Origin of the sequence: Aquimarina intermedia, assembly GCF_008124785.1 — a bacterium.
Classification (GTDB): domain Bacteria; phylum Bacteroidota; class Bacteroidia; order Flavobacteriales; family Flavobacteriaceae; genus Aquimarina; species Aquimarina intermedia.
In genome coordinates this window covers 443,225-459,362 of sequence record NZ_VNHU01000002.1, presented here as the reverse complement: position 1 = coordinate 459,362, position 16,138 = coordinate 443,225, and the positions used below count along the sequence as shown (strand labels likewise).

The window sequence follows — 16,138 nt, the reverse complement described above, 5'->3', positions numbered from 1 at the left end:
TCGAGGCTATCACTAATTTTTAAATAGTTAATGAGACATATTTTTTACGTTGGGCTTTTAGCTTTAACGAGCTTATCTTGTACACAAAACAAGTCCGTAGTAAGCAAGGTTCATGGAATTCAACATCGGGTGGATAGTACCTTGGTGACCGATATAGAGGTTGATTCATTTATCAAACCCTACCGCAAACATCTAAATGCTACATTGGATGCTTCGCTAAGTATAGCCACTACGGATATAACGAAATTTGATGGTGAATTGGAGAGTAGTTTAGGTAACTTGATTGCCGATCTCTCGCTTGAGCAAGTTCAGCCTGTATTTAAAAAGAGATATAATGACAAAATTGATTTTGTATTGCTCAATCATGGCGGATTACGTGCACCGATTCTCAAAGGTAACGTTACTGCGAGAACGGCTTTTGAGGTTATGCCCTTTGAAAATGAACTTGTAGTGGTTCAGCTAGATTACAAAGGAGTAATGGAACTGATCAAATATGTCATGGTAAAAGAAAGTGCGCACCCTACATCGAATTTAAAGTTAGTATTTGATAAAGATTCAAAACGCATTAAAGAACTTTTAGTTAATAACGAATCTTTGAAAGAGGATAGAAAATACAATGTGCTAACTTCGGATTATTTGAAGGATGGAGGTGATAATATGAGATTTTTCAAAGAAGCAGATACTTTTTTTAGTACAGAGTATAAATTGCGCAATGTATTAATAGATTACTTCACTAAAAAAGATACTTTGATTACCGGTTTGGATAAAAGAATACAGTATGCAGAATAGAAGAGTTTTTGTAAAACAAATGGCCGCTGCTTCGGCGTTAGCCAGTATTGGCGGATTGGGATTAAGTTCCTGCGAAGCTTCCAAAACTAAAAAAATTACAATCCTGCATACGAACGATGTGCATAGTCAAATCGATCCACTACCAACTAACCATTATAAATATCCTGGTTTAGGTGGTTTTGCACGCAGAGCATCCTTAATCGATCAGGTACGTAAAGAAAATCCGAATACGTTGCTTCTCGACGCAGGGGATATTTTTCAAGGGACTCCTTATTTTAATTTTTACGGAGGTGAATTAGAGTTTAAGTTGATGTCAAAATTAAAATATGATGTTGCCACCATAGGAAATCATGATTTTGATAATGGGATTAGCGGACTACTAGCTCAGATGTCACACGCTACGTTTGACTTTGTTTCAGCGAACTATGATTTCGCAAAAACAGATTTAGTAGAATTTGTTAAACCCTACCGAATTATTGAAAAAGAAGGAATCAAAATAGGGATTTTTGGTCTCGGAGTGGAACTTGAAGGATTGGTAAGCAAAAAACTATATAAAGAGACAAGGTATCTCGATCCTATCGAAATTTCTCAGGATATCGTCTCTGTTTTGAAGCATGAACAAGGTTGTGACTTAATTATTTGTCTTTCTCATTTAGGGTATTCTTACAAAAGCGATAAGGTATCTGATTTGGTTTTGGCAAAAGCAACACAAAACATAGATCTAATCATAGGAGGTCATACGCATACTGTACTACCGACTCCTGTTCAAATACGGAACGCTGCCGGTCAACCGGTGTTGATTAATCAATGCGGTAAAAGTGGGGTGTATATGGGACAGATAGATTTTTATTTTGATAGTAAAGAAAAAGTTTCTTCCACAGGCAGAACTATCGTAGTTTAAATAAAAAATGCCACTTAAATTTACTGTTTAAGTGGCATTTTTTATTTGGTTATACAGCTCTTAATTAATTGTAGCACCAGGATTGACATTGGCTTCATCAGGATTGATAAAAACCAGCTTGCCCTCAGGAGTCTCTGTCATAAGTATCATGCCCTCACTTTCTACCCCACGTAGTTTTCTTGGTGCAAGATTGATAAGTACAGTTACTTTTTTTCCAATAATATCCTCAGGGGTAAAATGCTCAGCAATACCCGAGACGATTGTTCTTGTATCTAAACCGGTATCAACTTTTAGAACTAAAAGCTTTTTGGCTTTAGGCATTTTTTCTGCTTCGACAATAGTACCAACACGCATATCAAGCTTTGTGAAATCTTCAAATGTGGTGATTTCCTTTTGGGGAGCTATGACTTTATTTTCAGCTTCATTAGCTTTCTTTGTAGCTTCTAACTTATTCAATTGTTGTTGTATTTCTTGATCTTCAATTTTTGCAAAAAGCAATTCACCTTTACCGATCGTATGTCCTGAGCGAAGTAAAATTTCTTTAGAAGAAATATCATCCCAGGAATTTTCTCCAGAGATACCGGACAATTGCAGTATATTTTTTAATTTTTCTGAAGTGAAAGGTAAAAATGGCTCTGATAATGTAGCTAACGCTGAAGCAATTTGCAGCGCTACATACATTATGGTTTTTGTTCGTGCTTCATCACTTTTTATAAGTTTCCATGGTTCCTCATCTGCCAGATACTTATTTCCTAATCGGGCGACATTCATTAGCTCCTGACTCGCTTCTCTAAAACGGTAGCGTTCAATAGAACTTGAAATTACCGCAGGATAAGCCTGTAGCTCAGCTAAAGTTTGATTATCAATCTCAGACAACTCACTAGGTTCAGGTACGACTCCTCCATAGTACTTATTAGTTAATACCACCACACGGTTGATAAAGTTGCCAAAGATCGCTACCAGTTCATTATTATTGCGAGCTTGAAAATCCTTCCATGTAAAATCGTTATCCTTTGTTTCCGGTGCATTCGCCGTCAAGGCATATCGCAATACATCTTGTTTCTCAGGAAAATCTGCTAAATACTCGTGCAACCATACCGCCCAGTTTTTTGAGGTTGAAAGTTTATTACCCTCAAGGTTTAAAAACTCATTAGCCGGTACGTTATCGGGTAAAATATAACTCCCTTCGGCTTTTAACATACTCGGAAAGATAATACAATGAAATACGATATTATCCTTACCAATAAAGTGTACTAATTTGGTGTCTTTATCTTTCCAGTAAGGTTCCCAGTCCTTACCCTCACGGGCCGCCCATTCTTTGGTAGAGGAAATATATCCTATAGGGGCATCAAACCAAACATAGAGCACTTTTCCTTCAGCTCCCTCCACAGGAACCGGGATACCCCAATCCAAATCACGTGTCACCGCTCTGGGGCGTAGTCCATCATCTACCCAAGATTTGATTTGACCATATACGTTGGTTTTCCAATCTTTCTTATGGCCTTCTAGCACCCATTTTTTTAAGAAATCTTCATATTGATCTAAGGGTAAAAACCAGTGCTTTGTTTCCTTAAGTACCGGAACAGCACCGGATATGGTCGATTTTGGATCAATAAGATCTGTAGCATTGAGTGAACTACCGCATTTTTCACATTGATCGCCATATGCTTCGTCATGACCACACTTTGGACAGGTTCCTGTAACAAAACGATCTGCTAAAAACTGATCAGCTTCAGGATCATATAATTGCTCAGAAGTTTCTTCGATAAATTTACCATCGGCGTATAATTTTTTAAAAAAATCTGAAGCTGTTTCGTGGTGAATCTCTGCCGAAGTGCGGGAATAATTATCAAATGATATCCCAAAGTCTTGGAATGACTGTTTTATGATTGAATGATATTTGTCAATAATAACTTGCGGGGATACACCTTCTTTTTTCGCACGCATTGGGATAGCAGCACCATGCTCATCGCTACCACAGATAAAAGCTACATCATTTCCATTCATTCGTAAGTATCGGGAATAGATATCTGCGGGAACATAAACTCCGGCCAGATGCCCGATATGAATCGGTCCATTAGTGTACGGTAATGCTGCGGTAATTGTGTATCTCTTTGGTGCGCTCATAATTTAAAAAATAAGGCACAAAGGTACTAAACAATGCTGTATGATTAGCAGCTAAACATAGGTTTTGTTGCGAGTGCTTCCAGAAAGTAGATTAGATGATTAATTAATCAATAATGCTTTACTGTAACTAGAACTAATGGTTTGTATGCGATACACATATTGTCCGGTACTCAATTGTGTGTCAACAACTTCTTTCACATTTATTTTATGTCGCCCTCGGGTAACAATTTCATTTTTTAAGGTAGCCACTTTTTGTCCGACGATATTGTAGAGGACCACATCTATATGTCCTGCTTCTAAAGCTGTAAAATTAATTACGGTTTGACTATCTGCTTCGTAAGTAACAAAATGATCAAATCCGTCACTTTCTGAAGGACTTCGGGTAGTTCCGGAACAGTTGAACCCTAAGTCTAACGATTCAAATTCGCCCCCCATGATTGCTTTGCCTGCAACGGCGGGATCAATACATAACCATTCCTTCATTACAGTGGCATACACTTGCCTAAAATCGGTTGTATTTGTAACATTACCTCCGCGGGTAAGATTTGTAAGATCCGGATGCTCACCGACAAAACCATTGCCATTAAGACCTGTTCCAAAAAACATCATGGCTGCAGCTGTACCATGATCCGTTCCTAAGGAACCGTTTTCATTAAAACGACGGCCGAACTCAGAAATAGTCATAGTAAGCACTTTATCATCCCATCCTGCTGCTCTCAAATCTGTATAGAAATTACTTACAGCTTCAGAAAACTGGGACATTAATTCTTGATGACGAAGTACTTGATTGTTATGTGTGTCAAAACCACCGAGTGTAACCATGTAAACTTTTGTTCCCAAATTACCTTTAATCAGGCGTGAGATCACATTGAATTGTCTTCCGAGGCTATCATCCGCATAGCCACCAAAATCTACAGAGCTTTCGTAAGCTTGACCTATAACTTCTGCATAACTGAAAGTTGTGTTCGTTATTTCTCTTAGATATTTTGCTTTCTCACCATGTGTACAGTTTGATAATTGATCAAATCCATAAGAGGTGCCATTTTCTGCAATCTGAAGCAAGCGTGTCGGACTTGATACAGCAAATGAAAAATCATTTTCAGGTCCTTTAAAGATTAAATTACCAATACTTCCAATTTGAATAGATGGCGGACTTGGTGGTGGATTAAAGATGTAATCGGGATATATATCTTGAAAATAGCGTCCCATCCAACCACTACGATCATCTTCATTAACAAAATTAGTGTTGGCCCAAATATCTGATCCTTGAAAATGAGATAGCGAGGGATCCTCATACCCTACGCCATGTACAACTTTCATCTGACCATCTCCCCATAGACTTTCTAATTTATTCATGGGTTTAGGCATGGCAAATTTATCTTTCTCCAAGTTGATAAATTCACTGGGTGGGATTTTAATCAATGGACGTGCATTTGCATACACGTCATAGTCATATACTGGAATGATGGTGTTAAACCCGTCGTTCCCACCACTAAGGCGGCAAAGAATAAGAATATTATCGTTTTCTACTTGGCTCAGTGCCATTGTTAAAGGTGAGGGTTTAGAAACAGACATGGCTGTATTAGCCATCATAATAGATCCGCCTCCGGCCAAACCTAAAGCTTGCAAAAAAGATCTACGATTCCAGGGTTTATGATCTTCTGGATTGCAAGTTCCTTTTTTTCTAATATTTGGGTTATAGTTGGATGTGCACATGGTGGGAGTAGGTTATTTTAATTGAAATTCTGGAATCTCTGAAATATAATCAAGTAGGGTATAGAACTGATTAGCAACATCGGGGTAGCTTAATGTCCAGGTACCATCTTCGTAGTAATTTTCAGGAACACTGTCGCCCTTAAAAATACCTAAGGCTTCGATAAATATTACAGGATCGGTAATACCACGACTAAAAAAATAATTAGTAATGGTTCGTACTACTAATTCTACGTCGTCGGTGCTTGCCGTTAACGTTCCATCAGCGAGTGCTCCAATAGGCAGTCCAATTAAGAAATCACTAAACTGGTTTTGATCATGATTCCACGCTCTATTACTAACATATCGAATGCTTTCCCATCGTCCAATGAGTAGATCGGGACTAATCCAATCCTCATCTCCTTGCCAACCGGCAACATCGTAGGGATTGAGCACATCTTGTCCTAAAACCTTAAACGTGTTTACATAATAATCCTCCAAATCTGTTTGGGTAGTTAATGTAAAACTAACTTCATTGTAAAACGATGGATGTAAGTCACAGGGACTTTTTATGATGACTCCTATTGCTTCCTCATTAAAGAAATGTTCACTTTTAAAAAGCTCTCTCAGGACCGGTGCAATATCAAAATTAGAGGCGATTAATGTTTGTGCCATAGCATCAACAATGACCTCACTAGAGGTTGGACTTACAAAATAGCGATACAATTTGCCACAAATAAATTTGGCAATTAATTCTGTTCGTTGCGTGAATAAAATAGTAATTACATCATCATATCCCCAATTACCTGTTTGACCAAAAATCGTTTTTGTATCGTTACTAAATTTAGCTGCATTAAAAGTAATGGGTCCTCCACCTACATCATTTTTTTCTACCCAACCTGTTAGGGCTTTTGCAGTTTGAATGATATCATCTTCTGTGTAACCATTATCTACGCCAAGCGTAAATAACTCATACAATTCTCTGGCATAATTTTCATTCGGCCTCCCTTTAGTGTTTTCGTCTCCGTTAAGGTAAACCAGCATTGGAGCCGAAATCCCAATATCATATACAAAATCCCGAAAATTACGAACAGCATGATATTGTAGCAAGTTATAATATTGATACTGGTAGGCGGGACTTCCGATCACATCATCTTCAGTAACAAAATGATTACTCCAAAAAAGTGTCATTCGTTCACGCACTTTATTTTGGAGGATCTCGCGTACCATAGTCTTTTTTCCTTCTTTTCGGTAGAATCCGGTTTTCTCCGGTGCATTTTCAAAATCTTCGTTTACCCAGTATCCCCAGGCAGGAGCAGTTGTAGGTAAAAGGCTTATAGCATCATCTATTAATTGATCCACCAACGCGGATGGATCGTTTTGTGATAACGCGGCAGTTACTTCTGATTTTGAAGCACCAAAAGCAATTCTGCGATATAAATGGTGAATTTTTTGGACATTCCAAGGATTTGAAGCAGTAGGAATATAAGGATCCAAACTGGCCAGATTACAGGTGATATCATTGATCATGAGCTACAGCTTTGGGGTTGTAGGTTAGTATAAAATTGCAATTATATAATTGCTATGAACGAAACTCTTTGTTAATTAGTATCCTAAAATAACTAAAATTAAATGATTTTACCAGATTTTTTAAAGAAAGGAGATAAAGTGGGTATCCTTTCAACGGCAAGAAAGATCGACAAACGGGATATTGAGCCCGCTTTAGGGCAGCTAGAATCTTGGGGCTTACAGCCTATACTTGGTCCAACGATTGACTTGGAATGTAATCAATTTGCAGGATCAGATGAGGATCGAATTCAGGATTTCCAAAACATGCTGGACAATCCCGAAATCAAAATGATCTGGTGTGCCCGTGGAGGCTATGGTACTGTTCGTATTATCGATGCTCTTGATTTCACCAATTTTAGCAAACAACCTAAATGGATAGCAGGCTATTCTGATGTTACAATTATACATTCTCACTTGCATACGTTGGGATACGCTACACTTCATTCGCCCCTAGTAATGGATTATATGAACACTACCAAAGAAGCTTATCAAAGCTTTCAAGATATGATATTTGGAAAGTATTCTGAATGCAAGATAGCTGCTTCAAAAGAAAATAGAATTGGAGAAGCTACTGGTCGATTGATAGGAGGAAACTTGTCTATTTTATATTCTTTAAGTGGATCAGTTTCGGTAATGAACACAAAAGGGAAAATATTATGTATTGAAGATCTGGATGAATATTTGTATCACGTAGATCGCATGTTACAAGGCTTAAAACGAAGCGGGATGTTTGAGGGTTTATCCGGACTCATTGTTGGTGGAATGACCAAAATGCATGACAATACCATTCCGTTTGGAAAAGATGCGAAACAAATTATCCTTGATGCAGTAAGGGATTACGATTTCCCTGTAGTTTTTGATTTTCCTTTTGGGCATATAGAGGATAACCGAACGCTGTTGTTCGGTGCAGAAGCTACCCTAAAAGCTTCAAGTACAGAAGTAACCCTAAAGTATGTGTAACTATGGCAGGTCATAATGAATTAGGAAAAGAAGGAGAAAAGATGGCTGTTGCATTTCTGCAAAAGAAGGGTTACGTAGTTTTGGAAACCAATTACCGATATCAAAAAGCTGAGATTGATATTATAGCTCAAAGTGAAAACACAGTAGTGGTAGTAGAGGTTAAAACTCGGAGTACACCCGAGTTTGGTAACCCCCATGAATTTGTAAAACCAAAACAAATACAATCGTTAGTAAAAGCCATAGATCATTATATCAATGCTAATGATTTGGATATGGAGGTTCGTTTTGATATTGTTTCTATTATTAAAAACAAAGCGGGTACCAACATCGAACATCTGGAAGATGCTTTTTATCATTTTTAAAAATTCCTTACTTTCTCTTTGACCATTTCGGTTACCTTATACAGTAAGATAATTTCAAGAATAATAGTGGGCGTAAGCATAAACATTCCTACTATGGATAATAACACAGTGACCATGAAGCCGTAGGTGATTAACTCAAATACTCCGGTGACCAAGGAAATGGTTCCTAAGCTATCCTTAAGTCGCAATACTGCTATACCAAATAAAATTCCAATTACCCCGTACGTAATCGCTTCGGCACCTAAAATAAATTGATAATCTAAACGCATTGTGTACAGCGAAACAATATCGTATAAATAAAAAAGTACGCCGATACAGATAAAAATAAAGGCTGTTATACGCAACAGATAATTGTTTAAAATTTTACCGGTAACGACAAATCCTCTCGTGAATAAAACCAACGATAATAAGGTGAGAAGTTTTATTACAATATACATGCTTTCAGTGACCACTAATTGATCGTCATTGTAACGATAATATTCTATATACAGTTCGGCGAAGCCCAATAAAAAATATACGATACCGCTTATCCAAGCTATTCTTAAATGATTTATTAGAAAGGATGCTTTTTTTGAATCATCAATTTCCAAAAGTATCAGTTTTTTGAATCCACTTGTCAAAGGAGAGTCTTCTTGTGCTATCGATTCCAAATCGTAATCCAAGGCTGATAATATAGTCTTAATAGTATAACTACGCGGAGTAACCTCTCCGGCTTCTATACGCTGGATAGTGCGTACACTGATGTTACATTTGTCTACGAGTTCTTCTTGGGTAAATCCTTTGCGTTTACGAAGTTCCGAAATTTTTTGTCCTAATGCTGGCTGTTTCATGATAAATAGAGTACTTAACAAGCGTTCATTATCCAAAATATGATGGTTGTTAGATGGATGAGACGCTGTATTCATTTTGTTAAGCAATAGTATTGTTCATGATTCAAAATCCAAAAAAACTTGTCGGTTTTAGACCCGACATTCAAACGACACTTCTTTGTTTATGGGGTTAACGGTGTTTACGATGTGATCGCGGTTTTAAAATCCAACGGTTCCAAAACTTTAAGTGCACGATCCACCGTAGTTATTTTTTCAAAAGTAAGTAACAGTCGAAGACCATTTCTGGTTTTCTTTTCTTTCATCTTCACATGATGTGGATGGGTCTGCACAAACTGTAGTACTTTGGTAAAGGTTGGACTTTGATAAAAACCAGATTGCTGATCACTTATAAAGTAGCCTATAAGTTTACCTTGTTTCATGATAACCTTCTCTAATCCTATTGCAGTGGCTATCCATTTAATCCTGACAGAGTTTAATAAATCAGTTGCTGTATCCGGTAATTCTCCAAAACGATCCACTAATCGACTTTCGAATGCTTGGAGCGCTGCTTCAGATTTGATGCTATTCAGTTCGGTATACAAATTAAGTCGTTCTGTGATATTGTTAATGTAATCGTCAGGGAATAACAATTCAAAGTCAGTATCTATCTGCGTATCTTTAAGATATACCTTATCCTTTTTCTCGTCTTGATACAACTCGGCAAATTCATTTTCTTTCAGTTCCTCGATAGCTTCATTTAAAATCTTTTGATACGTATCAAATCCAATTTCGTTAATAAATCCACTTTGTTCACCACCTAACAAATCGCCCGCACCTCGAATCTCGAGATCTTTCATAGCAATCTTGATTCCGCTACCTAATTCAGAAAACTGTTCGAGGGCGGTAATACGCTTACGCGCATCATCGGTCATGGCAGAGTAGGGTGGCGTGATAAAATAGCAAAAAGCCTTCTTATTACTTCGACCCACACGACCACGCATCTGATGCAGATCAGACAAGCCAAAGTTATTGGCATTGTTAATAAAGATCGTATTGGCATTAGGTACATCCAAACCACTTTCAACAATAGTGGTAGAGACTAACACATCAAACTCACCATCCATAAACGAAAGCATCAAACCCTCTAGTTTTTTACCCTCCATTTGTCCGTGACCCACTGCGACTTTGGCATCAGGAACAAGGCGTTGTATCATGCCTGCAACTTCTTTTATGTTTTCGATACGGTTATGGATAAAAAAAACTTGTCCGCCACGCTGAATCTCATAACTAATAGCATCCCGAATCGTTTCTTCTGTAAATCGAATTACATTGGTCTCAATAGGATAGCGATTGGGAGGCGGCGTAGTAATGGTCGATAAATCTCGTGCTGCCATTAAACTAAACTGCAAAGTACGTGGTATCGGCGTTGCTGTGAGTGTTAAGGTATCTACGTTTTCTTTAATTGTTTTCAATTTATCTTTTACGGCTACTCCAAATTTTTGTTCCTCATCAATAACAAGTAATCCAAGATCTTTAAACTTCACGTTTTTATTCACCAGTTGATGCGTTCCAATGATGATATCTATTTTACCATTGGCAAGCTCTTCGAGCGTAGTTTTCTTTTGCTTGGCTGTTTTAAAGCGATTGACATAATCTACCGTTACCGGAAAATCTTTTAGCCGTTCTCTAAAGGTTTTGGCATGCTGAAAGGCAAGTACCGTCGTTGGAACTAACACCGCCACTTGTTTACCGTTATCGACTGCTTTAAAGGCTGCACGAATGGCAACTTCAGTTTTACCGAAACCAACATCTCCACAGACTAAGCGATCCATAGGGCGTTCACTTTCCATATCCGCTTTTACCGCTTCTGTAGCGGTACTTTGATCCGGAGTGTCTTCGTAGATAAAAGATGCTTCCAACTCATGTTGCATATAACTATCCGGCGCGTATTGAAAACCTTTTTGCGTACGGCGTTTGGCGTAGAGCTGAATTAAATTAAATGCAATATGCTTTACCCGGGCTTTGGTTTTTTGCTTTAACGTTTTCCAGGCTTTAGACCCTAATTTATAAACCTGAGGTGGTTTACCATCTTTGCCGTTAAATTTTGATATTTTATGGAGTGAGTGGATACTTAGATATAGAATATCACGCTCACCGTAAATCAGCTTGATGGCTTCCTGTTTTTTACCCTCAACATCGATTTTTTGAAGTCCGCCAAACTTACCGATACCATGATCGATATGGGTTACATAGTCCCCCACTTCCAGATTCGTCAATTCCTTAAGTGTAATCGCCTGCTTTTTAGCGTAGCCGTTTTTTAAGTTGAATTTATGATAACGTTCAAAGATTTGATGATCCGTATAACAAACAATATTGGCATTGTCGTCTATAAAACCTTGGTACGCAGAGAACACGATCGTTTCGTACTGCTTGACATTCAGATCAGAATCATCAAAAATATCATGAAACCGTTTGGCCTGTTGTTTACTAACGCAGAAAATGTAGTTTTTATATCCATTTTCATGATTTTCATTAAGATCCTGAATCAATAAATCAAACTGCTTATTAAATGATGGCTGAGGTCTAATAGCGTGTTTTATAACATAATCAGCTTTTGTCAGCGGTCGTTTGTCTAATTCGACCAACGTAAAATCCAGCAACTGTTTTCGTATCATTTCAGAAGAACAGAAAAGCTCTTCGGGAGTACCTCGTTTAATTTCGTCAGACATTTTTTTAAACGCTTCGATTGCCTGGCTAAAATTTTTATCAATTCGAGCAGAAAGTAATTCAAGGTCTTTGGCAAAGATGACCGTTTTTGATGCGATATACTTTAAAAAACTTTCACGGGTATCCTGCATCGATTTATTTTCGACATTCGGAATGATGGTAATTTTTTTAGCCTGTTCTGTCGATAGCTGAGTTTCTACATCAAAGGTCCGAATCGTATCTACTTCGTCTCCAAAAAACTCAATACGGTAGGGTTCATCATTACTAAATGAAAACACATCGACAATACCCCCACGTACCGAAAATTCACCCGGTTCGGTCACAAAATCTACACGTTTAAATTTATATTCGAATAAAATTTCGTTAACAAAATCCAGCGAAAGCGTATCTCCAATTTTTATTTTCAGCGTATTTTTTTCAAGCTCTTTCCTGGTAACAACTTTTTCGAATAACGCATCGGGATAGGTGACGATCAGCGCCGGTTTTTTACGCGAATTGATTCGGTTAAGCACCTCGGCGCGCAGGAGCACGTTGGCATTATCAGTTTCTTCAATTTGATAAGGTCGGCGGTAACTCCCAGGATAAAAAAGTACATTTTGATCTCCTAATAGTTGTTCGAGATCATTAAGGTAATACGCAGCTTCTTCTTTATCATTAAAAACACAAAGAAACGGCTGCTCTGATTCTTTAAATGCATTAGCAATGGTAAAAGAAAGGGATGAACCGATAAGACCTTGCAAATGGATATTGACTTGAGAATCGGATAGCGCCTTTTGCAGTTTAAGCTGTTGCTGAGACTGTGCATAGAGTTGCGTGATCGAAATTTTACTCACGTATTCGGGTTTTAAAAGCAAATATAACACTCTTTACAACTTTGCAAGAAAAGAAATATCCCATTAAACGTATTCTTAACATCTGTTTATCGAACTGTAAATCTTTGCTGTGGAGGAGGAGACAAGAACCAGAGAGACAGGATTCAAGAGATAACGCTTTTAACAACCTCTCGACTCCGCTCGAGGTGACACTGTAATATTTAGTTTCTAGAATACTCTCAGGTCGAGCGGAGTCGAGACCTCCACATTTCAAGGAATATATAACATATAGGCAATCTCCATTGTTCTACTAAACTACTCCTTGCCCTCTACAGGGAAAGGTGGCTGAACGAAGTGAAGTCGGAAAGGGTGTTTTTTGAATATCGAATACCGAATACCCAATACTAAATGTAAAATGAAAAAGTTTAAATATAAAATTTTAAAGTATTGCAGGGGTGGTACTTATATGAAGCAGGAATCAAAAAACAGATTAAAAATAACCATTGTATAACGCACCTTCTCCGAATTTATCGTACCTCCAAATTCACCTCTCCCTTCCAAGGAGAGGAGTTAATATTGAAAGAAAGAATAGTAAAAAATTAGTGCTTTAAAAAACTAGTAAGGGTTGATGAAAAAAAAACTCCTTGCCCTTTACAGGGAAAGGTGGCCAAGCGCAGCGCGGTCGGAAAGGGTGTTTTTGAATACCAAAAATATTGATGTATCAAATAAAAAACCATGTCAATGCCCAGTAGTTATTGACCAATACTTCAAGTTAAACACAGGGAAGCTGAAAACTCACCTTATCAAATGCTAAAGTATGCTTAAAGCCCCATTATACTTCGTAATAAATGCAGATATTGAATCAAAATAAGATGCAGAGTATATGAAAAATGAAGCGTTTGACGTTTTTGTAATAGGTAGTGGAATTGCAGGGCAGGTAGTGGCCGAAACTTGTGCTGATCAGGGACTCAAAGTCGCTATCGCGGATCGGAGAGAATATGGCGGAACTTGCGCCAATCGCGGCTGTGATCCTAAAAAAGTAATTTTAGGGATTACCGAGATCATGCGATCGGCTACAAAACTAAGGGATAAAGGTGTTGTAACGCTACCGACACTCTCTTGGGAAGATCTGCAACGATTTAAATGCACATTTACCGACGCTGTACCTGCTGCAACCGAAAATGATCTTAAAGATAAAAATATCACGCTCTTTCATCAATCTCCCAAGTTCATCAACGAGACGACCTTGTCTGTAGAAGGGAAAACAGTGACTGCACAAAAAATAGTGATTGCCACAGGGTTAATACCAAGACCTCTTGATATCGAGGGCGGTGATCTTGCCCTTTTGAGTGATGATTTCCTGAATCAGGATAGTTTACCCGATAGTATGATTTTTATAGGAGCTGGTTATATTGGGATGGAATTTGCGCATATGGCATCGCGGTTTGGGGTCGAGGTAACGGTGATCGATCGTGGCCCACGTCCGTTGTCGGTTTTTGACAACGATATGGTAGATTATCTGGTCAAAGTATCTGAGGAAATCGGAATCAAATTTATCTTTAATGCCAACGTAAAACGCATTGAAGCACTGCAAAAAAATAAAAGAGTACACTATACGGTTGATGGCAAAGAAGCTAGCGTTAGAGCCGAACTTGTATTTAATACCACGGGAAGAATTCCTTCTATCAGCGAACTGGAATTGGAAAAAGGCAATGTATCGTATAATGATAACGGAATCGAAGTTGACACCTATTTACAAAACACTAGCAATGAAAATGTATATGCCTGCGGTGATGTTTCTGATCATGCAGTGCCGTTGACACCTTTCTCAGGAAATGAGGGTGATGTGGTGGCACAGAATATTTTGGACGGTAATTCGACCAAAGCCCGTTTTCCCATAACACCATCAGTAGCTTTCACACTACCTAACATTGCCTCGGTAGGGCTATCAGAAGCTGAAGCACGTAAACAGTACAGCAATGTGACCGTACTTAATCGCAGTGCAGCCAAGTTTTATAATGCCAAACGTGTCAACGAACAGTTTTATGCCTACAAAACCATTGTGGATACCGATACCGACAAAATTCTCGGCGCCCATTTACTCGGTCCTGAAGCCGGCGAAGTTATCAACCTGTTTATGATGGCGATTCAGCAAGGGACTACTACGACCAAATTAAAGGAGATGATTTTTACTTACCCAAGCTGGGGAGGAGATATTCAATATATGGTGTAAGGTTCTTTAGCTCGTAGTTAGAAGCCACTAGGGACGAGTGGTATAACCATTCTCAAATATTCTGCTATAAAAACTTCTTGCCCTTTTAAGGGAAAGGTGGCTGAACGAAGTGAAGTCGGAAAGGGTGTTTTTGAATGTAAAACACAAAATGATTAATGTTAAGTGTAAAAGTATTGCTTGGTAGATCAGAAATGAAACAGGAATCAAGGAAACAGGATTCATGACATAATACTAGTGAACAACCTCTCGACTCCGCTCGAGGTGACATTGTAACGCTTAGGTGAATATAATCGTTTGTTGAATATATCAAAGATTAGAATACTATTCCTTCAACCGCTCCATTAATTTTTTACCGGGATTGGTCTCATGATTTTTAATACCATGTAGTGCAGCAGCCAACGCTAATACAATTGTCCCAATAAGCGCTACAGTACCAATAGAAGGATAGGCTTCGTGTTGTTTCATATAAATTGCAACCAATGCCCATACATCCACCAACGCAAACTCTCTCATATTACGAGTTACAATCATAAACAAGTTGATCAATACCGCGACTATAATCATGATTAGCGTCCAGGTTACTTCTGATAAGCCGAAACCATTCCAACCGATTTTAACTAGATACGCCGCGGTATTGGCGATAGAAGCAACGGCAATCCAGCCGCTATACAAACAAATTGGCCACCAGACGAGTGCAATGATCTCAATGGGAGCATCCCAACGCTCCATATTGGTTCTAAGGATGATCTTAAGCAACGAGAAAAGCAATCCAAACATAATCAAAACCGATACTCCGGTATATTCATAGGTAAAAGCTAGTACCCAAGCTACATTAAGCAGGTTCGCAATAAAAAACCAATAGCCTGTAGCTATAATAAAGCCCGACTTTTTTGTACTGAAAAATGCTCTGCGTATCTGGAATAGAGCATAGGCTAATAAACTGATGAAAATCAATCCCCAGATAGAAAAAGCGTATCCTGCCGGTGTAAATAAATTTTCATATTGTTGACTAAGCTCTCCAATAGTAGTATTATTAAGTCTTAAAACCTGTGCTGCATAGTTCACTGCAATAATGAGTACTACTGAAATAAGATTAAGAATGGATAATTTTTTCTGCATAGTATACTATATATAAGAATACAGAAAGTTAAGGAAGC

General features: G+C 38.2%; 11 protein-coding genes. 5 read left to right on the top strand and 6 right to left on the bottom strand.

The annotated features are described in order from the left end of the window. Nucleotides 1–30: 30 nt before the first annotated feature. Nucleotides 31–789: a 5'-nucleotidase C-terminal domain-containing protein gene (locus tag BD809_RS04690; RefSeq protein ID WP_148781783.1), complete on the top strand. Its 759-nt coding sequence runs from the start codon at nucleotides 31–33 to the stop codon at nucleotides 787–789. Continuing rightward, nucleotides 779–1,690, top strand: a complete 912-nt coding sequence (locus BD809_RS04685) for a bifunctional metallophosphatase/5'-nucleotidase (RefSeq protein WP_148781782.1) — start codon at nucleotides 779–781, stop codon at nucleotides 1,688–1,690. The genes BD809_RS04690 and BD809_RS04685 overlap by 11 nt, the downstream gene beginning before the upstream one ends. 60 nt (nucleotides 1,691–1,750) lie before the next feature. Here BD809_RS04685 and metG read toward each other — a convergent pair whose 3' ends face one another. The 3 genes from metG to BD809_RS04670 form a co-directional block, all read right to left on the bottom strand. Further along, nucleotides 1,751–3,817 (bottom strand): methionine--tRNA ligase, encoded by a 2,067-nt coding sequence (gene metG / locus BD809_RS04680; RefSeq protein WP_148781781.1) that lies wholly within the window; start codon nucleotides 3,815–3,817, stop codon nucleotides 1,751–1,753. Nucleotides 3,818–3,916: 99 nt separating this feature from the next. Further along, on the bottom strand, nucleotides 3,917–5,533 hold the full coding sequence (locus tag BD809_RS04675) for a DUF1501 domain-containing protein (RefSeq protein ID WP_148781780.1): 1,617 nt from the start codon (nucleotides 5,531–5,533) through the stop codon (nucleotides 3,917–3,919). A 12-nt stretch (nucleotides 5,534–5,545) separates the two neighbouring features. Beyond that, nucleotides 5,546–7,039, bottom strand: coding sequence for a DUF1800 domain-containing protein (locus tag BD809_RS04670; protein WP_148781779.1), 1,494 nt, complete (start codon nucleotides 7,037–7,039; stop codon nucleotides 5,546–5,548). 102 nt (nucleotides 7,040–7,141) lie between these two features. On the opposite strand from BD809_RS04670, the gene BD809_RS04665 reads away from it, so the two are divergent. Together BD809_RS04665 and BD809_RS04660 are read left to right on the top strand one after the other, a co-directional pair. Further along, a complete protein-coding gene (locus BD809_RS04665; protein ID WP_148781778.1) occupies nucleotides 7,142–8,038 on the top strand; it encodes a S66 peptidase family protein in 897 nt (298 codons plus the stop codon). 2 nt (nucleotides 8,039–8,040) lie between these two features. Further along, the gene (locus BD809_RS04660) at nucleotides 8,041–8,400 is read left to right on the top strand and encodes a YraN family protein (RefSeq protein ID WP_148781777.1); all 360 of its coding nucleotides are present in this window, start codon (nucleotides 8,041–8,043) and stop codon (nucleotides 8,398–8,400) included. On the opposite strand, the gene BD809_RS04655 is transcribed toward BD809_RS04660, so the two are convergent. Then, a complete protein-coding gene (locus BD809_RS04655) occupies nucleotides 8,397–9,305 on the bottom strand; it encodes a helix-turn-helix domain-containing protein (RefSeq protein WP_211356693.1) in 909 nt (302 codons plus the stop codon). The genes BD809_RS04660 and BD809_RS04655 overlap by 4 nt on opposite strands. Before the next feature lie 104 nt (nucleotides 9,306–9,409). Then, nucleotides 9,410–12,769, bottom strand: a complete 3,360-nt coding sequence (mfd, locus tag BD809_RS04650; protein WP_148781776.1) for a transcription-repair coupling factor — start codon at nucleotides 12,767–12,769, stop codon at nucleotides 9,410–9,412. 862 nt (nucleotides 12,770–13,631) lie between these two features. Here mfd and BD809_RS04645 point away from each other — a divergent pair. Further along, the gene (locus tag BD809_RS04645) at nucleotides 13,632–14,981 is read left to right on the top strand and encodes a dihydrolipoyl dehydrogenase family protein (RefSeq protein WP_148781775.1); all 1,350 of its coding nucleotides are present in this window, start codon (nucleotides 13,632–13,634) and stop codon (nucleotides 14,979–14,981) included. Between the two features lie 321 nt (nucleotides 14,982–15,302). On the opposite strand, the gene BD809_RS04640 is transcribed toward BD809_RS04645, so the two are convergent. Beyond that, complete coding sequence (locus BD809_RS04640) at nucleotides 15,303–16,100, bottom strand: tryptophan-rich sensory protein (protein ID WP_148781774.1); 798 nt, start codon at nucleotides 16,098–16,100, stop codon at nucleotides 15,303–15,305. Nucleotides 16,101–16,138: the final 38 nt, after the last annotated feature.